This window comes from Streptomyces sp. ICN903 (assembly GCF_022015835.1).
GTDB classification, from domain to species: Bacteria; Actinomycetota; Actinomycetes; order Streptomycetales; family Streptomycetaceae; genus Streptomyces; species Streptomyces fenghuangensis.
This window is the reverse complement of the sequence record NZ_JAKMAY010000036.1, coordinates 1-19,662: the sequence shown is the minus strand read 5'-3', so window position 1 is coordinate 19,662 and position 19,662 is coordinate 1. Positions and strand designations below refer to the sequence as shown.

Genomic DNA, 19,662 nt, shown 5'->3' with positions numbered 1-19,662 from the left:
CCCTTCGCCCGGACCGGGGCGGCGGGGGCCACACTCGGGACATGACTGATGTGTACGACGCCGTCGTCATCGCCGGCGGCGCCGCCCGCCGGCTCGGCGGGACGGACAAACCCGCCCTCACCGTCGGGGGCCGGACACTGCTCGACCGGGTGCTGGAGGCCTGCGCGGACGCGGCGCGGACGGTGGTCGTCGGCCCGCGCAGGCCGACGGCCCGGCCGGTGGACTGGACGCGCGAGGACCCGCCCGGCGGCGGGCCGCTGGCGGCCCTCGACGCCGGACTGCGCCGCACCGGGAGCGAGACGGTGCTGGTGCTCTCCGCCGACCTGCCGTTCCTGACGTCCGCCACCGTGCGGGCGCTGCTGGCCGCCGTGCACGGCATCCACGGCACGGCCCCCGGCTCCGGCGGCCCCGCCGCCCCCGACGGGGCGGTCGTGGTGGACGACGGACGCGCCCAGCCCCTCCTGGGCGCCTACCGCGCCGAGTCCCTCCGCCGCGAACTGGCCCTGCTCGCCGCCGAGCACGGGCGGCCGGCGAACCTCCCCCTGCGGCTGCTCACCGACGAGCTCGTACTGCGCCGCATCGCCCCCGCCGGCCCCGAGGAGGCCCGCGACTGCGACACCTGGGAGGAACTCGCCTCGGCCCGCTCCCGCATCAGGGAGCATGGACGCGTGCTGAACGAATGGATGACCGCGGCCAAGGCCGAACTCGGTATCGACCTCGACGTCGACACCACCGCCCTCCTCGACCTCGCGCGGGACGCCGCGCACGGCGTGGCCCGGCCCGCCGCCCCGCTGACGACCTTCCTCGTCGGATACGCGGCGGCGCGTGCGGGCGGAAGCCCCGAGGACGTGGCCGAGGCCGCGCGCAAGGCCGCCGAACTGGCCCGGCGCTGGGCCGAGGAAGCCGCCGAGTCCGCCGAGTCCGCCAATGCCGCCGGGGCGGAGGGCGGCACGGGGAAGAACGGCGGCAGCGGGCGGCCTCGCGGCGGAGAGGGAACGGACGCCGGATGAGCGGCGACGAGTTGGCCGACGCCCTGGCCCTGGCCAACGGCCGCGGCGACACACACGGCACCGCCCCCGGCGGCACACACGGCGGCGCCCGCGGTGACGGCCGGCCGGGGGGACGGGAAACCGGCCCGGCCCCCCGGGGCAGTGACCCCCACGAACCCCGCGCCTCCCGCGCCTCCCGCGCCTCCCGTGACGCACAGGACCCGCACGGCCCGCACGACCCGCAGGACGCGGTACGGCACCGCGACTGGCCCGCCGCCCGTGCCGCCGCCGCCCGCGCCGGGGCCGGTCGGCGGCCGGAGCCCGTCGCCGTCCCTCTGGACGAGGCCCTCGGCCACCGTCTCGCCGCACCTCTGACCGCGCTCACCGATCTGCCGGCGTTCGACACCTCGGCCATGGACGGCTGGGCCGTCTCCGGACCCGGGCCGTGGGAGCCGCTAGGCCCCGAGGACGGCACGCCCCACAGCGCGTCGCACGGCACGCCCCACGGCATCCTGGCCGGCGACGACCGCCCGGACCCGCTCCCGGACGGCCACGCCGTCCGCATCGCCACGGGCGCCCGCATCCCACCCGGCACCACCGCCGTGCTGCGCTCCGAGTACGGCGAGGTCCGCGACCGGCGGCTGCGTGCGAACGGCGCGCCCCAGCACGGCGCGGACATCCGTCCGCGCGGCCAGGAGTGCCGTGCGGGCGACCACCTGCTGCCCGGCGGTACGCCGGTCACCCCGGCCGTGCTGGGCCTGGCCGCCGCCGCGGGCTGGGACGAGCTGCCGGTGGTACGCCGTCCCCGTGCCGAAGTCCTGGTGCTGGGCGACGAGTTGCTGGCCTCCGGCATCCCCTCCGGCGGCCGGGTCCGCGACGCGCTCGGCCCGATGCTCGGCCCCTGGCTGGCGGCTCTGGGCGCCGAGGTCACCGCCACCCGCCGCCTGGGCGACGACGCCGGGGCGCTGTACGCCGCACTGGAGGAGACCGCCGCCGACCTCGTCGTCACCACCGGCGGCACGGCCTCCGGCCCCGTCGACCACGTCCATCCTTCCCTGCGCCGCCTGGGGGCGAAGCTGCTGGTCGACGGGGTGCGCGTACGCCCGGGCCACCCGATGCTGCTGGCCCGGCTGCCCTCGGGCGCGCATCTGGTCGGGCTGCCCGGCAACCCGCTGGCGGCCGTGTCCGGGCTGCTCACCCTCGCCGAACCGCTGCTTCGGGCCGCCACCGGCGCCGGTCCGTCCGAAGCGCGGCGCACCGGACCGCGCACCGGACCGGGCACCGGGCAGCCCGCCGGAGACGACCCCCTGCCCTCCGCCATCCTCCTCGGCGAGGTACAGGGCCACCCCCGTGACACACGGCTGGTCCCGGTCGTGCAGGATGGCGGTGGCGTACGGCCGCTGCGGTTCAGCGGCCCCGCGATGCTCCGCGGCATCGCGGGGGCCACCGCCCTGGCGGTCGTGCCGCCCGGCGGCGCCCCCACCGGCGCCGGCGTACACCTCCTGAGACTCCCGTGGGCGTGACGGCATGAACCACACCTCGCCCGAGGACCTGCAGCACTTCGTGCAGCTGCCCGAGCCTCCGGCCGGACCGCTGCGGCAGGTGCTGCGCCGGCTGCTGGCCGCGCTGTTCGTGCTGCTCGTGACGGTGTTCCTGGTGTACCTCGAGCGCGACGGCTACACCGACAACGCCGACGGCGAGGTCTCGCTGCTGGACTGCTTCTACTACACCACCGTCACCCTCTCCACGACCGGCTACGGCGACATCGCCCCGGTCAGCGACAGCGCCCGGCTGGTCAACGTCCTGGTCATCACCCCGCTGCGCGTCCTGTTCCTGATCATCCTGATCGGCACCACCCTGGAGGTGCTGGCCGAACGGACCCGCCAGCAGTTCCGCCTGGCCCGCTGGAGGTCCTCCTTGCGCGACCACACCGTCATCATCGGCTTCGGCACGAAGGGGCGCTCCGCGGCCGAGACGCTCATCTCGACCGGGATCCCCCGGGAGCGGATCGTGATAATCGACCCGAGCCGCAAGGTCGTCGAGGCGGCGAACGCCGACGGCTACACCGGCGTCGTCGGCGACGCGACCCGCAGCGACGTCCTGCTGAAGGCGGAGGTGCAGCGGGCGGCCCAGGTGGTCATCTCCACCCAGCGCGACGACACCGCGGTCCTGGTGACGCTCACCGCCCGCCAGCTCAACCGCAATCTGCGCATCGTCGCGGCGGTGCGCGAGGAGGAGAACGCGCCGCTGCTGCGGCAGTCCGGCGCGGACTCCGTGATCACCAGCGCCAGCGCCGCCGGGCGGCTGCTCGGGATGTCCATGCTCAACCCGAGGGCGGGCGCGGTCATGGAGGACCTGATCCACCAGGGCACGGGCCTGAACCTCACCGAGCGTCCGGTCACCAAGGCCGAGGCCGGCCGCTCCCCGCGCGAGTGCAAGGACCTCGTGGTCTCCGTGGTCCGCGGCCACCGGGTGCTGGGTTACGACGATCCGGACGCGGCCGTCCTGGAGCTGACCGACCGCCTCGTCGTCATCCGCCGTGCCACCCCCTCCACCACCGTCATGCCCTCGGAGAACCCGCGGAGGTAGCGTCACCCCATGTACGCGATCACCATCACCGAACCCGGCGGCCCCGACGTCCTCGCCTGGACGGAGGTGGACGACCCCGTGCCCGGCGACGGGGAGGTCCTGGTCGAGGTGGCGGCCGGCGCCGTCAACCGGGCCGACATCCTCCAGCGGCAGGGCTTCTACGACCCGCCCCCGGGCGCGTCGCCCTACCCCGGTCTGGAGTGCGCGGGCCGGATCGCCGAGCTGGGGCCGGGCGTGGGCGGCTGGAGGACCGGCGACCGGGTGTGCGCGCTGCTCGCCGGCGGCGGGTACGCGCAGAAGGTCGCCGTGCCGCACGGCCAGCTCCTGCCGCTGCCCGAGACCCCCGACGGCCCGCTCGACCCGGTCACCGCCGCCGCCCTCCCCGAGGTCGTGTGCACGGTCTGGTCGAACGTCTTCATGCAGGCGAAGCTGCGCCCCGGCGAGACCCTGCTGGTCCACGGCGGGGCCAGCGGCATCGGCACCATGGCGATCCAGCTCGCCAAGGCCGTCGGCGCGCGGGTGGCGGTCACCGCGGGCAGCCGCAGGAAACTGGAGCGCTGCGCGGAGCTGGGCGCGGACGTCCTGATCGACTACCGCGAGCAGGACTTCGCCGAGGAGGTCCGGGCGGCCACCGGCGGACGCGGCGCGGACGTGATCCTCGACATCATCGGCGCCAAGTACCTGGAGCGGAACGTCAGGGCGCTCGCCCGCGGCGGCCGGATCGTCGTCATCGGCCTCCAGGGCGGGGTCAAGGGGGAGCTGAACCTGGGCGCGCTGCTCGCCAAGTGCGGTACGGTCTCGGCCACATCGCTGCGCGGCCGCCCGCTGGAGGAGAAGGCGGAGATCGTCGCGGCGGTGCGCGAGCACGTCTGGCCGCTGATCGCCGCCGGGCGGGTCCGCGCGGTCGTGGACCGCACGGTGCCGATGAGTAATGCCTCCCGGGCTCACCGGGTACTCGAGGAGAGCGATCACGTGGGCAAGGTCGTCCTCACCGTCTGAGGCCCCGGTCCGGCGGGCCGGGCCGGGATGCCGGGTCCGCGCGTTCGTGTGACGCTTGTTACACCATTCGATGCCTGGTACGGGAGGGGGCTTAGCGGTGAGGGAAGCCGCGATCACCCTGCTGGCCTGCGCGATGGTGCTCGTTCCGGCACCCGTCGCCCTGGCCTCCCAGCAGTCCGCGGCCGTGGCGGCCGTGCCCGGCGGCGCGCGGGAAGCGGTGGAGCCCAGAGCGGAGGGACCGGGCAAGCCCTCGTCCTCTCCCACCGCCTCCCCGGACGACCCGGAGGAGAGCGAGGAGCCGGACGACCCGCGGGAGCCGGACGACCCGGAGGAGACGGAGCGCCCCCCGCGGTTCACCCTGCCGCCGTGGCCGCCGGGCGACTCCTCCCCCGACCCGGACCCGTCGTCCACGCCCACACCCACGCCGGAGCCCTCCTCCGGTGAGCCCTCCGGCGAACCGTCCGGTACGGCCCCCGGCGGGGACGGCGACGAGGAACGCGGCCCCACCGAATCCGCCGGACCGCCGGATACGCCGCGGCAGACCCCCCAGGGCCGGGCCGAGCAGATCGTCGACCGGCGCAGCGGCGGCGGCGACCACTACGACGACTACGTGTACGACGACGGCCAGAGCGGCGATGAGCCGGCCCGGCACCGTGCGACGCCCGCCACCGGCGGTCAGCTCCTCCCGGTGCTGCCGCTCGGCGCGGGGCTGACCTTCCTCGGCCTGGGCCTGGCCTCGCTCGCCCTGCGGCTGCGGCGCTGAGACGGGCCGCTCCGCCCCGGGGGGATCGCCCTCCGGCCGCACGGGCGGGCATTGCAGAATGGGGGTATGACTCAGCCGATGAACGAACGCTCGCAGGAGAGCCAGCACGTCCTGGTCGTCGGGCCGGACGGAATGGCCCTCGGCAGCACCGCCGCTCCCAGGAGCGGGGACGGCGGCTCCGACGACGAGCCGCGCGAGATCCCCGTGACGGAGATGGTCGAGCAGCCCGCGAAGGTCATGCGGATCGGCAGCATGATCAAGCAGCTCCTGGAGGAGGTCAAGTCGGCCCCCCTGGACGAGGCCAGCCGTGCCCGGCTCAAGGAGATCCACGCCAGCTCGGTCAAGGAGCTGGAGGACGGTCTGGCGCCCGAGCTGATCGAGGAGCTGGAGCGGATCTCGCTGCCGTTCACCGACGACGCGGTGCCCACCGACGCCGAGCTGCGGATCGCCCAGGCCCAGCTGGTGGGCTGGCTGGAGGGGCTGTTCCACGGCATCCAGACGGCTCTGTTCGCCCAGCAGATGGCGGCCCGCGCCCAGCTGGAGCAGATGCGCCGCGCGCTTCCGGCGGGTGCGATTCCCGACGAGGAGGGCGACGGGCGCGGCGGCCAGATCCGCTCCGGCGGCCCCTACCTCTGAGCGTCCGCCCCCGAGGGGCCTCCTCCGAAAGGCCCCGGGCGGCCCGGACCCCGTACGCGCGAGGGGCCGGCACGCGATCCGCGTGCCGGCCCCTCGTCCGCTTCCGCCGCCGTCAGCTCTCCGGGTGGCCGGTGGAGACGGTCAGCGTGATCTTGTCCTTCTTCGGGTCGAAGCCCTCGTAGGCATCCGGGGACTGCTTGAGGACGGTGTTCTTCCCGTACAGGTTCTCGTCCTCGTACTCGATGTCGTCCAGGATCCAGCCCGCCTCGCGGACGCACTCCTTGACCGAGTCCAGGTGCTTGAACGTCAGGTCGGGCATGCTCGTCTTGCCCTTGTCGAAGAGGCTCTCCGACGCCTCCGTGCACTTGGCCGGGTCGATGGTCTTCGAGGTGTCCTCGTCCTTGAAACCGTCGTCCCCGTCGTCACCGCTGTCGTCACCGCCGTCGTCGGTGTCCGTGCCGGCGCCCTCGCCGTCGGTCTTCCGGCCGCCCGTGCCGCCGCCGGAGTCGCCCCCGCCGGTGCCCGCGGGCTGCTCGGCCGTCTGCACGGGCCCCGGGGACTCGCCCGCCCGCGGGTCCTCCCCGCTTCCACCGTTGAGCGTCACCGCGATGATCACGGCGGCGACGACGATGATCGCCGCGACCGCCGATCCGACGATCACCCCGGTGTTCCTGCCGCCGCCCGACGGCTGGGGCTGGGGCGAGACGGTGTACGGCGGCGGGGTCGGCGCACCGCCCTGGGGGCCGTACGGGCCCGGCGCCGGGGTGGAGTAGCCCTGCTGGACCGGCCCCGCGGCCCCGAAGCCGGCCGCCGGCGCGTAGTGCGGCTGGTACGGCTGCTGCACGTTCGGCGGCGGCGGGGTGGCCTGGGCGTCCACCGGCGGGAAGACCGACTGGGAGACGGCCGCGCCGCTGTTGGGGCCGGGGGCGCCGCCGGCGATCAGCGGGGTGGTGTTCGAGGCGACCACCGAGTTGCGGACGCGCTCGCACTCCTGGCGCATCGCCTCGGCTGTCGGGAACCGCTCGTTGGGGTTCTTCCGCAGTGTCCGCGCGATCAGCGCGTCCACGGCCGCGGGCAGCGACCGGTTGATCGACGACGGTACGGGCGGTTCCTCCTGGACGTGCGCGTACGCGATGGCCAGCGGTGAGTCCGCGTCGAAGGGGAGGCGCCCGGTGAGCAGCTCGAAGAGCATGATGCCCACCGAGTACAGGTCGGAGCGGGCGTCCACGCCGCGCCCCAGCGCCTGCTCGGGGGAGAGGTACTGCGGGGTGCCGACGACCATGCCGGTCTGCGTCATCGAGGTGACGCCGGACTGCATGGCGCGGGCGATGCCGAAGTCCATCACCTTGACCGTGCCGCGCCTGTTGAGCATGACGTTGCCCGGCTTGATGTCCCGGTGCACCAGGCCCATCTCGTGGCTGGCCTCCAGCGCGGCGAGCACCTCGGAGACGATCGTCAGCGCCTTGTCGCTCGGCATCGCCCCGAGCCGGGACACGTCCTCGTCGAGGACGGTGCGCAGCGGCTTGCCCTCGACGTACTCCATGACGATGTAGGGCACCGTCGCGCCGTCGATCTCGTCCTCGCCGGAGTCGAAGACGGAGACGATGTTGGTGTGCGTCAGCTTGGCGACCGCCTGCGCCTCGCGGCGGAAGCGCTCCCGGAAGGACTGCTCGCGGCCCAGCTCGGTGTGGAGGGTCTTGACCGCCACCTGCCGGTCGAGCACCGTGTCGTAGGCGAGGTGCACCGACGCCATGCCGCCCTGGCCCAGCAGATCGCGCAGCTGGTAGCGCCCGCCGCCGACCGTACGCCCCTGGTACGCGGCCTGCGCGCCGTCGTCGCTCATCTGACTGCTTCCCCCTCGGCGCCGCAGGACTGCCGTCTTACGGGCCTGCGCGTGTGCGGTTGCTCTGCTGGTGCCCGTGGTGCCGCCGACCGGCCTTCGAGAACGCCGGGCGGGGGCACCGGTCCACCCGTGGACTCCACCCGTGATTCCAGGCCAAGTCTGCCCCAGCGGCCGGACACGTCAAGGCGCTTGCCCGTTCCGTGACCCGATGCGCGCATACGCGTCACACGCGCTCGCGGGGGCGCCCGACATCGTAACTTGCCAGCCGGACACCCGAGCGGGTTGGATGGTCCGTTGCTGCCCCCCAGCGCTCTCGGTACCACGTTCCGCGCCGCTCTCTTCGCCTTCGCCGAGGGGCACGGCCCCCGGACCCTGTTAGCGTGCTCAGGGAGCAGAGCGCACGGATCCGCGCTCGCGGACCTGATCTACGGCGAGGACTGATGGCACAGACACAAGCCGCCGGAGGGCCTTCGGAGCCCGACGAGACTGCTGGTGGGGTGTCCGATTCGCCCGAGTCGTGGGGCAGCGGCGGTGTGGTGGGCGACGGACGCTACCGCCTCACGCGCCGGCTCGGCCGCGGCGGCATGGCGGAGGTGTTCGCCGCCGAGGACGTGCGCCTGGGCCGCACCGTCGCCGTCAAGCTGCTGCGCGCGGACCTCGCCGAGGACCCGATCTCCAAGGCCCGCTTCACGCGCGAGGCGCAGTCCGTCGCCGGCCTCAACCACCATGCGGTGGTGGCCGTCTACGACTCCGGCGAGGACGTGGTCGGCGGCAACACCGTGCCGTACATCGTCATGGAGCTGGTCGAGGGCCGCACCATCCGCGAGCTCCTGCTCAACGCCGACGCGCCGCCGCCCGAGCAGGCGCTGATCATCATCTCCGGTGTGCTGGAGGCGCTCGCCTACAGCCACCAGCACGGCATCGTGCACCGCGACATCAAGCCCGCCAACGTCATCATCACCAACAACGGCGCCGTGAAGGTGATGGACTTCGGCATCGCCCGCGCCCTGCACGGCGCGTCCACCACCATGACCCAGACGGGCATGGTCATGGGCACCCCGCAGTACCTCTCCCCCGAGCAGGCGCTCGGCAAGACGGTGGACGCCCGCTCCGACCTGTACGCCACGGGCTGCATGCTCTACGAGCTGCTCGCGCTGCGCCCGCCGTTCACCGGCGAGACCCCGCTGTCGGTGGTCTACCAGCACGTCCAGGACGAGCCGGTGCAGCCCTCGCGGGTGAACGACTCGGTGCCGCCGGAGCTGGACGGCCTGGTGATGCGGGCGCTGGCCAAGGACCCGGACGACCGCTTCCAGACCGCCGAGGAGATGCGCGGCCTGGTGCAGTACGCGCTGCGCATGCTCCAGGAGCAGGGCGGCCACACCGGCGGCCTGTGGAACACCGGCGCGGTGGTCTCCACCGGTGCCACGCCCGCCATGGGCACCCCGGGCGCCTACCAGGGCGGCGACACCCCCTCCGCCACCCCCGCGGGCGGCTACCCCGACGACGCCGCGACCCGGGTCGGCCCGCCGCTGCTGATGGGCGCCCCCGGCGGCGGCTCGTACGACGGCGGCGGATACGACACGGGCGGCGGCTACGGCGACGGGCGCCGGGGCGGCAGCGGCCTGAAGTACGGGCTGATCGCCTTCTTCTCCGTTCTCGCCATCGCCGCGGGCATCTTCCTGGCCGTCAACGGCAACGAGGGCGGCCAGGAGCAGAAGGGGCCGGAGAAGACCACCTCCACGCCCTCCCAGGAGGAGAGCTCGTCGGAGCCCTCGCCCGAGGAGGAGGAGACCGAGGAGCCCGGCCAGGACGGCAACACCGAGCCCGGCGGCACGGGCGGCTGGCAGAACGGCGGCGGGAACACCGGCGGCTCCGGCGGCTGGCAGAACAGCCCGGAGCCCTCGCCCAGCGGCGAGCCCAGCGAGCCCGACGGCGGCACCGACGAGGGCACCACCGACGGCGGCACGACCGACGGGGGCACGGACACCGGCGGCACCGACGAGGGCGCCACCACCGACGGCGGTACCGACACCGGGGGAACGGACACCGGCGGTACGACCGAGGGCGGCGCCGGCGGCGAAACCGGCACCACCACCGGCGGCGCGGACACCACCACCGGCGGCACCACGGCCGGCGACGGGGCGGCCACGGCCGGGGGAGCGCCGGGCACCCCCGGCGGCGGCTCCGGCGGCTGACCCGGCCCGCGTCCGGCAGGTCCGGCAGCCCGGCTTCCGGCCGGCTCCGGCACCTGACCCGGCCGGTGACCCGGCACCCGGCCCCGCTCCTGGGCGGCCCGGCACCCGGCCCGGCCTGCGGCCGGCGACCCGGCCGCCTCCGACACCTGACCCGGCCTCGGTCGGCCCGGCCCCTCCGGCCGGCCTCGGCCGGCTCCGGCGGCTGATCCGATCCGGGGTCGGCAGTCCCGCGGCTCCCGACCGGCAGACCGCCGGGCTCGGGCGGAGCCCGGCGCCCCCGGCGCCCCCTGCATCCCGGCGCCCGGTCGGCCGTCCCGGGCGGTCCCGGCCGCCCCATACCACCTCCGCGCCCCCGGCACACAACGCGCCCGGACGGTGGCTCGCGGTGATCTACGATCCCCGGCGTGCAGTCTCCCCACCTCTCCCGTTTCACCCTCGCCACGCTGGTGCGGCGCTTCGGCGCCGGGGAGCCGATCTCCTGCGAGCCGGTGGCCCAGGGGCTGCTGAACCGCGGCTACCGGCTGTCCACGACGCGGGGCCGGTTCTTCCTCAAGCACCACCTCGACGGCGATCCGCGCGACCCGGCCCGCATCGAGCACCAGCACCGCGTCACCGTCCGTCTCGGCGCCCTCGGGGTGCCGGTCGTACCGGCGGTCGAGGACTCCTCGGGGCGGACCGTCGCGGTGGTGGAGGACCGCTGCTACGCCCTCCACCCGTGGGTGGACGGCCGCCACCGCGACGGCGGTGAGCTCTCGCCGGGGCAGTCGCGCCGCCTGGGCGCGCTGCTGGGCCTGGTGCACGTACGGCTGGGACAGGTCGCGCCCGTGCCCGGTACCGAGTGCGCGGCCGAGCCCAGCGCCGATCCGGAGGTCACCTTCGGCCTCATCGACGAGCTGCTGGCCCGGGTGCGTACCCGGGCCAGGCGCGACTGCTTCGACGAGCTGGCCGACCACCGGCTGCGCGAGCGCCGCGCCCTGCTGGAGCGCCACGCCCACCGCCGCCCGCCCGCCGGGGCCGAGCCGGTCGCCGGATGGGTGCACGGCGACTTCCACCCCCTCAACCTGCTCTACCGGGACCGGGCCCCCTGGGAGCCCGTCGCGATCGTGGACTGGGACCGGCTCGCCGTGCAGCCGCGCGCGGAGGAGGCGGTGCGGGCCGCCGTCATCTTCTTCCTGCGGCCCGGCGGCACCCTGGACCTGGCCAAGATCCGGGCCTACGCCCGCGCCTACCGCGCCGCCACCGGGGCCGGGGCGGACGAGATGGCCGCGGCCGTCCACCGGGTGTGGTGGGAGAGGCTGAACGACTTCTGGATGCTGCGCTGGCGCTACCAGCTGCGCGACCGCCGCACCGATCCGCAGTTCCCGGCGGCCTCCGCGCTGGTGGTGTGGTGGACCGGCCGCTACGAGGCGGTGCGCGACGCCTTCTGCCTGTAGTTCCGTCCGCGGTCCTGCCGGTAGGCGGCATATGGGCGGTACGCGGCTCCTGCGGGACCGTATGCCCCTTCACCCTCCGTGTCCGTCTCACATACCGATCAGGTGCCATCTCCGCGTCACTCATCCACAGCTCTTCCCGTCACTTCGGTACCGGGATAACGTGCGCTTGTCCCAGGCGCTTGCGAGGCTGTGACCAGTGACGTTCCAGGCTTTTGCGATTTACTTGGAAACCCAAGCAAAATTGCAGGTCAGGGACCCTTCGCGCATGTGCGGAGGTACTGGGTAACGTGCTGACAGCGGGCCGTCGAACGGGACACCTGTCACCGCTCGGTTCCGTCCGCGCCGCACCTACCCCGTGGGCCGTACGGATCCGGGCGAGCCTCTCCCTGCCACCGGCGGGGAATCCCCAGGCTTCCCGGCGACCCCGGGGGCCGGACAGACGGAGGAGCACAAGTGACCGTGGAGAGCACTGCCGCGCGCAGCAAGCCGCGCCGCAGCAGCGGAAAGCGCACCACGACGAGCGGGGCGAGGAAGCGCTCGCAGTCGGCCGCGCGCCCCGAGCTCGTACAGCTGCTGACGCCGGAGGGCGAGCGGGTCGAGCACCCGGACTACTCGCTGGACCTGACCCCCGACGAGTTGCGCGGTCTGTACCGCGACATGGTCCTCACCCGCCGGTTCGACGCCGAGGCCACCGCGCTGCAGCGTCAGGGCGAGCTGGGCCTGTGGGCGTCGCTGCTGGGTCAGGAGGCCGCGCAGATCGGCTCGGGCCGGGCGCTGCGGGACGACGACTACGTCTTCCCGACCTACCGGGAGCACGGCGTGGCCTGGTGCCGCGGGGTGGACCCGACCAACCTGCTGGGCATGTTCCGCGGCGTCAACAACGGCGGCTGGGATCCCTACAGCAACAACTTCCACCTCTACACCATCGTCATCGGCTCGCAGGCGCTGCACGCCACGGGCTACGCGATGGGCGTGGCCAAGGACGGCGCGGACAGCGCGGTGATCGCCTACTTCGGCGACGGCGCGTCCAGCCAGGGCGACGTGGCGGAGGCGTTCACCTTCTCCGCGGTCTACAACGCGCCGGTGGTGTTCTTCTGCCAGAACAACCAGTGGGCGATCTCCGAGCCCACCGAGAAGCAGTCCCGCGTCCCGATCTACCAGCGCGCCGCGGGCTTCGGCTTCCCCGGCGTCCGGGTGGACGGCAACGACGTGCTGGCGGTGCTGGCCGTGACCCGGGCCGCCCTGGAGCGCGCCCGCGCCGGCGAGGGCCCGACCCTGGTCGAGGCGTTCACCTACCGGATGGGCGCCCACACCACCTCCGACGACCCCACCCGCTACCGCAAGGACGCCGAGCGCGAGGAGTGGGAGGCCAAGGACCCGATCCTGCGGCTGCGCACCTACCTGGAGAAGGAGGGCCTGATCGACGCCGACTGGCTCGCCGGGCTCGACCAGGAGAGCGACGCGCTGGCGCTGCGGGTGCGCGAGGCCATCCGGACCATGCCGGACCCGGACACCATGGCCATCTTCGAGAACGTCTACGCCGACGGGCACGCGCTGGTGGACGAGGAGCGCGCCCAGTTCGCCGAGTACCTGGCGTCCTTCGCCGACGAGGAGGGCCGCTGAGATGGCCAACACCAAGATGCCCATGGCCAAGGCGCTCAACGAGTCGCTGCGCAAGGCCCTGGAGAACGACCCCAAGGTCCTGATCATGGGTGAGGACGTCGGCAAGCTCGGCGGCGTCTTCCGCATCACCGACGGCCTGCAGAAGGACTTCGGCGAGGAGCGGGTCATCGACACCCCGCTGGCCGAGTCCGGCATCGTCGGCACCGCGATCGGCATGGCCCTGCGCGGCTACCGGCCGGTGGTGGAGATCCAGTTCGACGGGTTCGTCTTCCCCGCCTACGACCAGATCGTCACCCAGCTCGCGAAGATGCACGCCCGCGCGCTGGGCAAGGTCAAGCTGCCGGTCGTCGTCCGCATCCCCTACGGCGGCGGCATCGGCGCGGTGGAGCACCACAGCGAGTCGCCCGAGGCGCTGTTCGCGCACGTGGCGGGCCTGAAGTGCGTCTCGCCGTCCAACGCCTCGGACGCGTACTGGATGATGCAGCAGGCGATCGCCTGCGACGACCCGGTGATCTTCTTCGAGCCCAAGCGCCGCTACTGGGACAAGGGCGAGGTCGACACCGAGGCCATCCCCGGACCGCTGCACAAGGCGGTCGTCGCTCGGGAGGGCACCGACCTGACGCTGGTGGCCTACGGGCCGATGGTGAAGACCTGCCTGGAGGCCGCCGCGGCGGCCGAGGAGGAGGGCAGGTCGCTGGAGGTGCTGGACCTGCGGTCGATGTCCCCGGTCGACTTCGACGCGATCCAGGCCTCGGTGGAGAGGACCCGCCGCCTGGTGGTGGTCCACGAGGCGCCGGTCTTCCTGGGCACGGGTTCGGAGATCGCCGCCCGGATCACCGAGCGGTGCTTCTACCACCTGGAGGCGCCGGTGCTGCGGGTGGGCGGTTTCCACTCGCCGTACCCGCCGGCCAGGCTGGAGGACGAGTACCTGCCGAACCTGGACCGGGTGCTCGATGCCGTCGACCGCGCGCTGGCGTACTGAGAGTAGGGGCTGAGGAGAGTCGTGACGATGACTGATACGGCTGCCGCCGGGGCCGCTGCCCAGCGCATCCGGGAGTTCAGGATGCCGGACGTGGGCGAGGGCCTGACCGAGGCCGAGATCCTCAAGTGGTACGTGGGGCCCGGTGACACGGTGACCGACGGCCAGGTGGTGTGCGAGGTGGAGACGGCCAAGGCGGCCGTCGAGCTGCCCATCCCGTACAACGGCGTGGTGCACGAGCTGCGCTTCGAAGAGGGCGTCACCGTGGACGTGGGCACCACGATCATCACGGTGGACACCGACCCGTCGGCGGGACCCGCGCAGGCGCCCGCCGCACCCGCGGCCGGGGAGGCCGCGCCCGCCCCGGCCGAGCCGGAGGCGGCCGAGGAGGAGGGCGCCAAGCGCCAGCCGGTGCTGGTCGGCTACGGCGTCGGCACCGCCTCGACCAAGCGGCGTCCGCGCAAGCAGCAGCAGAACCACGTGCGGGACGCGCAGGCCGCCGTCCAGGCGGAGATGGACGCCACCACCACGCCCCCGGCGGCGGCGCCCGCCGTCCCGGAGGCCGAGCGTTCCCCGCAGCGCCCGCTGGCCAAGCCGCCGGTGCGCAAGCTCGCCAAGGACCTGGGCGTGGACCTGGCCGCGATCGTGCCGACCGGCCCGAACGGGATCATCACCCGCGAGGACGTGCACGCCGCCGCGGCCCCGGCGCCCTCGCACGAGGCCGCCGCCGTGACCGGGACCGCCCCCCAGGCGGCCCCCGCTCCGGCCGAGGCCCCGGCCCCGGCCGTGTGGAGCACCGGCGAGCGCGAGCGCCGGGTGCCGATCAAGGGTGTGCGCAAGGCGACCGCGCAGGCGATGGTCTCCAGCGCCTTCACCGCGCCGCACGTCACGGAGTTCATCACCGTCGACGTCACCCGCACGATGAAGCTGGTGCAGGAGCTCAAGCAGGACCCGGACATGGCCGGGCTGCGGGTCAACCCGCTGCTGCTGGTGGCCAGGGCGCTCCTGGTCGCCATCCGCCGCAACCCGGAGGTCAACGCCGCCTGGGACGAGGCCAACCAGGAGATCGTCCACAAGGACTACGTGAACCTGGGCATCGCCGCGGCCACCCCGCGCGGTCTGATCGTGCCGAACATCAAGGACGCGCACGCCAAGACCCTGCCGGAGCTGGCGCGGGCGCTGGGCGATCTGGTCGCCACCGCCAGGGAGGGCAAGACCTCCCCGGCGGACATGCAGGGCGGCACGGTCACGATCACCAACGTCGGCGTCTTCGGCGTCGACACCGGCACCCCGATCCTCAACCCCGGGGAGTCGGCGATCCTGGCCTTCGGCGCGGTCAAGCTCCAGCCGTGGGTCCACAAGGGCAAGGTCAAGCCGCGCCAGGTCACCACCCTGGCGCTCTCCTTCGACCACCGCCTGGTCGACGGCGAGCTGGGCTCCAAGGTGCTGGCCGACATCGCGGCCGTCCTGGAGCACCCCAAGCGTCTGATCACCTGGGCCTGATGGTCTGACGGGCCCGCGGACCGCGGCGGGGCCCGGCGCACGCACCGTGCGCCGGGCCCCGCCGCGTGTCCGGCCTCGTCCGGCCTCGTCCGGCCTCGTCCGTTTCCGCCGAGCCGGCCCCGTCCCGTATGACGGACGGGGATGGGCACGCATACCTGTTGTATCTATGGTGTGTCCATGCCCTCCCAGTCCTCCCCGTCCGCGAGCCCGGCCGCGAACCCGGCGCCGCCCGCCGCCGAACGCGTCTACGCCCACGTCAAGCAGGCCGTCCTGGAGCGCCGCTACGAGGGCGGCACCCTGCTCACCGAGGGCGAGCTGGCCAAAGCGGCCGGGGTCTCCCGCACCCCCGTGCGGGAGGCGCTGCTGCGCCTGGAGGCCGAGGGCCTGCTCAGGCTCTACCCCAAGAAGGGCGCGCTCGTCCTGCCCGTCTCCGTCCAGGAGATCGGCGACGTCGTCGAGACCAGGCTGCTGGTCGAGGAGCACGCCGTGCGCAAGGTCACCCCCGCGCCGGGTGACCTGCTGGACCGGCTCGGCGAACTCCTGGAGCGGCAGCGCCGCCAGGCCGAGACCGGCGACCTGGCGGCGGTGGCCGCCACCGACCGCTGCTTCCACGCCACCGTGGTCGGGGCGGCCGGCAACCGGATCCTGGAGCGCCTGTACGACCAGCTCCGCGACCGCCAGCTGCGCATGGGCGTCGCCGTGATGCACTCCCACCCCGACCGCATCGCCAAGAACATCACCGAGCACGCCGAGATCCTGCGCGCGCTGCGCACGGGGGACGCGGAGGCCGCCGCCGAGGCGGTGCGCGGCCATGTCGGATCCGTGCGGCACCTGCTGCGCGGTGAGGTCCGGTGAGCGGCGGGAACCCGCCCGGAGCACCGGCCTCCGGAACCCCGGCCTCCGGAACCCCGGCTTCCGGAGTGCGGCTCGGCGGCCCGCGGGCCGCCTTCGTGTGGGGCCTGGGCGTCGCCGTCTACTTCACCGCCATCACCTACCGCACCGGTCTGGGCGTCGCGGGCATCGACGCCGCCGACCGCTTCCACATCAACGCCTCGGCCCTGTCGACCTTCTCCATCCTCCAGCTCCTGGTCTACGCCGGGATGCAGATACCCGTCGGCCTGCTGGTGGACCGCTGGGGCACCAGGAAGGTCCTGCTCCTGGGCATCTCGCTGTTCACCATTGGCCAGTTCGCCTTCGCCCTCTCCGGCTCGTACGCCATGGCGCTGGCCGCCCGCGCGCTGCTGGGCTGCGGCGACGCCATGACGTTCATCAGTGTGCTGCGGCTGGGCTCCAACTGGTTCCCGCCCCGCCGCGGTCCGCTGATCGCCCAGGTGGCGGCGTTGTTCGGGATGGCGGGCAACCTGCTGACCACACTGGTCCTGGCGCGTCTGCTGGCCGCCTTCGGCTGGACGCCGACCTTCGCGGGCAGTGCCGGGCTGGGCGTGCTGGTCCTGGTGCTCGTCCTGCTCTTCCTCAGGGACCGGCCCGAGGGCGCCGGGCCCGCCCCCGCCTCCGGACCGGGGCCGGCGCGCGAGCCCGGCTACGTACGCCGCCAGCTCGCCGAGGCATGGCGCGAGCCGGGCACCCGGCTGGGCATGTGGGTGCACTTCACCACCCAGTTCCCCGGCATGGTCTTCCTGCTGCTGTGGGGGATGCCGTTCCTCGTCGAGGCGCAGGGCCGCACCCGCGCCGAGGCCGGCACCCTGCTGACCGTGGTGGTGCTCTCCAACATGGCCATCGGCCTGGTCTACGGCCAGGTCATAGCCCGGCACCACAGGGCACGGGCGCCGATCGCGCTCGGCACGGTGCTGGCCACGGCCGCCGTCTGGGCGATGGTGCTGTGCTGGCCGGGGCGGGCGCCGCTGTGGGCGCTGGTCCTGCTGTGCGTGGTGCTCGGCGCCTGCGGTCCGGGCTCGATGATCGGCTTCGACTTCGCCCGTCCCGCCAATCCGCCCGAGCGGCAGGGCACGGCGTCGGGCATCGTCAACATCGGTGGCTTCACGGCGTCCATGGCCACCCTGCTGGCGGTGGGCGTCCTGCTGGACGCGACCGGTGACGACTACCGGATCGCGTTCGCCTCCGTCTTCGTCCTCCAGGCGCTGGGCATCGCCCAGATCCTGCGGCTGCGCGGCCGGGCGCACCGCCGCGAGCGCGAGCGGGTGGTGGCCAGCCGCGTCGAGGCGGTGCACGTACCGGTGTGAGACGGGCTCCCGCCAGGGGCCCCCGGGCCCCCGGGCCCTGGACCCTCGGGCTCAGGGCGTGACGGCGCTCAGGGCGTGACGGCGAAGTGCGCGAGGATCGCGTCCGCGAGGGCCTGGTCGCCCTCGATCTTGAGGTTCTCGCGCACCGCCGCGGGCCGCACCCGCCCGCAGGCCAGCCGCAGATACGTCTCCCAGTCCGTCGCCAGCGTGACCGCCGGCCCCAGCGAGACGCTGCCGTCCACCGTGCCCCGGCCCTCGGCGTCCACGCGCACGGTCCGCATGAACTCCAGCGGCCCGCTCACGTCGATGACGACCGCCGAGTTCGGCGGCGCCCCGGCGTCCTTGGCGACCACCTTGGGCAGCCCGTGCAGCAGCACGTCCCGCGCGACGTACGCGCCGGGGGAGTCCAGGTTGCCCGGCCTGCCCAGCGCCCGCCGCAGGTCCTGCTCGTGCACCCACACGTCGAACGCCCGCAGCCGCAGCGCCCACTCCAGCGTCATCTCCCGGCCGAGCGGGGTCATCACCATCGTCGACGGGTCGCGCTTCTCGTTCCGCAGCTGGCGGGAGCGGCGGATGATCGTGTACTCCAGCTCGCTGGTCATCTCCGGCGCGGTGTGGCAGCGCCGCACGTCCACCTGGACCTCGACGCGGCGGCTGACCTCGTCCTTCACGTGGAACAGGTCCCGCGGCAGCGAGTGGATGGGGCGGGGGTCGCCCAGCATCTCGCACTCCGACCCGATGACATGGGAGACGATGTCGCGGACCGACCATCCCGGGCACTCGGTCGCGCGGTTCCACTCGCCCTCGGCCAGCGGGGAGACCAGCTCGGATATCGCCTCGATGGAGTGGGCCCAGGCGTCGGCGTAGGGCTGAAGGCTAGGGTGGTCGGTCAACGGGACCCCTCGGATACGTGCTGAATACGTGTGGATGGTGTGGGTTCGCGGACTGGGTGCTCTCAAGTTACGCTGCGGGCGAGCAGCCTGACAGGCCTTTCGGGTGACGATCGTAGGCTGCTTTCGACCGGCTTTCGACCGGCGTTTGGCCCCCTCGAACCCATGGACGGTGGTACGGTGCGCGCCTCTCTCATCCAGATCGGTGTGGACGAGGACGAAACGGTCAAAGCGCGCCGCGCACGGGCCGCCTCGCTCGTACGCGAGCAGACCGCCTCCGACCTGGTCGTCCTGCCCGAGTTGTGGACGGTCGGCGCCTTCGCCTTCGACTCCTTCGAGGCCGGTGCCGAGCCGCTGGACGGACCCACCGCGCGGGCCATGTCCGAGGCGGCCCGCGAGGCGCGCGTCTGGCTGCACGCCGGGTCCGTCGTGGAACGCGCCGAGCACGCCGGCGGTCCCGGCGGCTCCGGCGGAACGGCCCTGTACAACACCTCCCTGGTCTTCTCCCCCGACGGGGAGCGGATCGCCGCGTACCGCAAGATCCACCGCTTCGGCTTCGACCGGGGCGAGGCCACCTTGATGTCCGCCGGCGCCGAACCGGTCACCGTCGCCCTGCCCGGCCTCGCCCTGGGCCTGGCCACCTGCTACGACCTGCGCTTCCCCGAACTGTTCCGCGCGCTGACCGACGCCGGCGCCCGGGCGCTGGTGGTCCCGGCGGGCTGGCCCGACCGCCGCGCCTCCCACTGGTCCCTGCTGGCCCGCGCCCGCGCCGTGGAGAACCAGGCGTACGTCCTGGCCTGCGGCACCGCGGGCACCCACGCGGGCGTCCCCCAGGCGGGCCGCAGCGCGATCATCGACCCCTGGGGCGAGACGCTGGCCGAGGCGCCGGACGCCGGGGAGCGGGTCGTCACCGCCGAGCTGGACCCGGCGTACGTCGACAAGGTCCGCGAGGACTTCCCCGTCCTGCGGGACCGGGTGCTGCGCTGAGCACCCCCGTCCCGGATCCCGCGCCCCCCGCC

At 74.0% G+C, this 19,662-nt stretch carries 16 protein-coding genes; 14 read left to right on the top strand and 2 right to left on the bottom strand.

Annotation, left to right across the window (positions count from 1 at the left end; genetic code table 11):
• The first annotated feature begins 41 nt into the window (after window positions 1–41).
• The 6 genes from L7D48_RS06175 to L7D48_RS06150 all read left to right on the top strand — a co-directional run bounded on the left by L7D48_RS06175 (window position 42) and on the right by L7D48_RS06150 (window position 5,976).
• Window positions 42–1,010, top strand: coding sequence for an NTP transferase domain-containing protein (locus L7D48_RS06175; RefSeq protein ID WP_237877865.1), 969 nt, complete (start codon window positions 42–44; stop codon window positions 1,008–1,010).
• Window positions 1,007–2,512 carry a molybdopterin molybdotransferase MoeA gene (locus L7D48_RS06170; protein WP_237877864.1) on the top strand — a complete coding sequence of 502 codons (1,506 nt, stop codon included), beginning with the start codon at window positions 1,007–1,009 and terminating at the stop codon, window positions 2,510–2,512. Before L7D48_RS06175 ends, L7D48_RS06170 begins: the two co-directional genes overlap by 4 nt.
• Window positions 2,513–2,516: 4 nt before the next feature.
• On the top strand, window positions 2,517–3,578 hold the full coding sequence (locus L7D48_RS06165) for a TrkA family potassium uptake protein (protein WP_237877863.1): 1,062 nt from the start codon (window positions 2,517–2,519) through the stop codon (window positions 3,576–3,578).
• A gap of 9 nt (window positions 3,579–3,587) precedes the next feature.
• Complete coding sequence (locus L7D48_RS06160; RefSeq protein ID WP_237877862.1) at window positions 3,588–4,577, top strand: NAD(P)H-quinone oxidoreductase; 990 nt, start codon at window positions 3,588–3,590, stop codon at window positions 4,575–4,577.
• Window positions 4,578–4,674: 97 nt separating this feature from the next.
• Window positions 4,675–5,340 carry a hypothetical protein gene (locus tag L7D48_RS06155; RefSeq protein ID WP_237877861.1) on the top strand — a complete coding sequence of 222 codons (666 nt, stop codon included), beginning with the start codon at window positions 4,675–4,677 and terminating at the stop codon, window positions 5,338–5,340.
• A gap of 66 nt (window positions 5,341–5,406) precedes the next feature.
• The gene (locus tag L7D48_RS06150; RefSeq protein ID WP_237877860.1) at window positions 5,407–5,976 is read left to right on the top strand and encodes a bacterial proteasome activator family protein; all 570 of its coding nucleotides are present in this window, start codon (window positions 5,407–5,409) and stop codon (window positions 5,974–5,976) included.
• A gap of 112 nt (window positions 5,977–6,088) precedes the next feature.
• Here L7D48_RS06150 and L7D48_RS06145 read toward each other — a convergent pair whose 3' ends face one another.
• Window positions 6,089–7,819, bottom strand: coding sequence for a Stk1 family PASTA domain-containing Ser/Thr kinase (locus L7D48_RS06145; RefSeq protein WP_237877859.1), 1,731 nt, complete (start codon window positions 7,817–7,819; stop codon window positions 6,089–6,091).
• 440 nt (window positions 7,820–8,259) lie between these two features.
• Between L7D48_RS06145 and L7D48_RS06140 the strand changes: the two genes are divergently transcribed.
• The 7 genes from L7D48_RS06140 (at window position 8,260) to L7D48_RS06105 (ending at window position 17,753) form a co-directional block, all read left to right on the top strand.
• The gene (locus L7D48_RS06140) at window positions 8,260–10,014 is read left to right on the top strand and encodes a protein kinase (protein WP_237877858.1); all 1,755 of its coding nucleotides are present in this window, start codon (window positions 8,260–8,262) and stop codon (window positions 10,012–10,014) included.
• 404 nt (window positions 10,015–10,418) lie between these two features.
• Entirely contained in the window at window positions 10,419–11,447 is a 1,029-nt protein-coding gene (locus L7D48_RS06130) for a phosphotransferase (protein WP_237877857.1), read from the top strand.
• Window positions 11,448–11,900: 453 nt separating this feature from the next.
• Window positions 11,901–13,070, top strand: a complete 1,170-nt coding sequence (gene pdhA / locus L7D48_RS06125; RefSeq protein WP_237877856.1) for a pyruvate dehydrogenase (acetyl-transferring) E1 component subunit alpha — start codon at window positions 11,901–11,903, stop codon at window positions 13,068–13,070.
• 1 nt (window position 13,071) lies between these two features.
• Window positions 13,072–14,052, top strand: a complete 981-nt coding sequence (locus L7D48_RS06120) for an alpha-ketoacid dehydrogenase subunit beta (protein ID WP_237877855.1) — start codon at window positions 13,072–13,074, stop codon at window positions 14,050–14,052.
• Between the two features lie 27 nt (window positions 14,053–14,079).
• Window positions 14,080–15,552, top strand: coding sequence for a dihydrolipoamide acetyltransferase family protein (locus tag L7D48_RS06115; RefSeq protein ID WP_237877854.1), 1,473 nt, complete (start codon window positions 14,080–14,082; stop codon window positions 15,550–15,552).
• A gap of 177 nt (window positions 15,553–15,729) precedes the next feature.
• Window positions 15,730–16,407, top strand: a complete 678-nt coding sequence (locus L7D48_RS06110) for a GntR family transcriptional regulator (RefSeq protein ID WP_237877853.1) — start codon at window positions 15,730–15,732, stop codon at window positions 16,405–16,407.
• A 65-nt stretch (window positions 16,408–16,472) separates the two neighbouring features.
• A complete protein-coding gene (locus L7D48_RS06105; protein ID WP_237877852.1) occupies window positions 16,473–17,753 on the top strand; it encodes a nitrate/nitrite transporter in 1,281 nt (426 codons plus the stop codon).
• Window positions 17,754–17,821: 68 nt separating this feature from the next.
• Here the strand turns inward: L7D48_RS06105 and L7D48_RS06100 are convergent, their stop codons facing one another.
• Window positions 17,822–18,646 (bottom strand): maleylpyruvate isomerase family mycothiol-dependent enzyme, encoded by an 825-nt coding sequence (locus L7D48_RS06100; RefSeq protein WP_237877851.1) that lies wholly within the window; start codon window positions 18,644–18,646, stop codon window positions 17,822–17,824.
• 177 nt (window positions 18,647–18,823) lie between these two features.
• Here L7D48_RS06100 and L7D48_RS06095 point away from each other — a divergent pair, with 177 nt between their 5' ends.
• Window positions 18,824–19,630 carry a carbon-nitrogen family hydrolase gene (locus L7D48_RS06095; RefSeq protein ID WP_237877850.1) on the top strand — a complete coding sequence of 269 codons (807 nt, stop codon included), beginning with the start codon at window positions 18,824–18,826 and terminating at the stop codon, window positions 19,628–19,630.
• Window positions 19,631–19,662 lie beyond the last annotated feature (32 nt).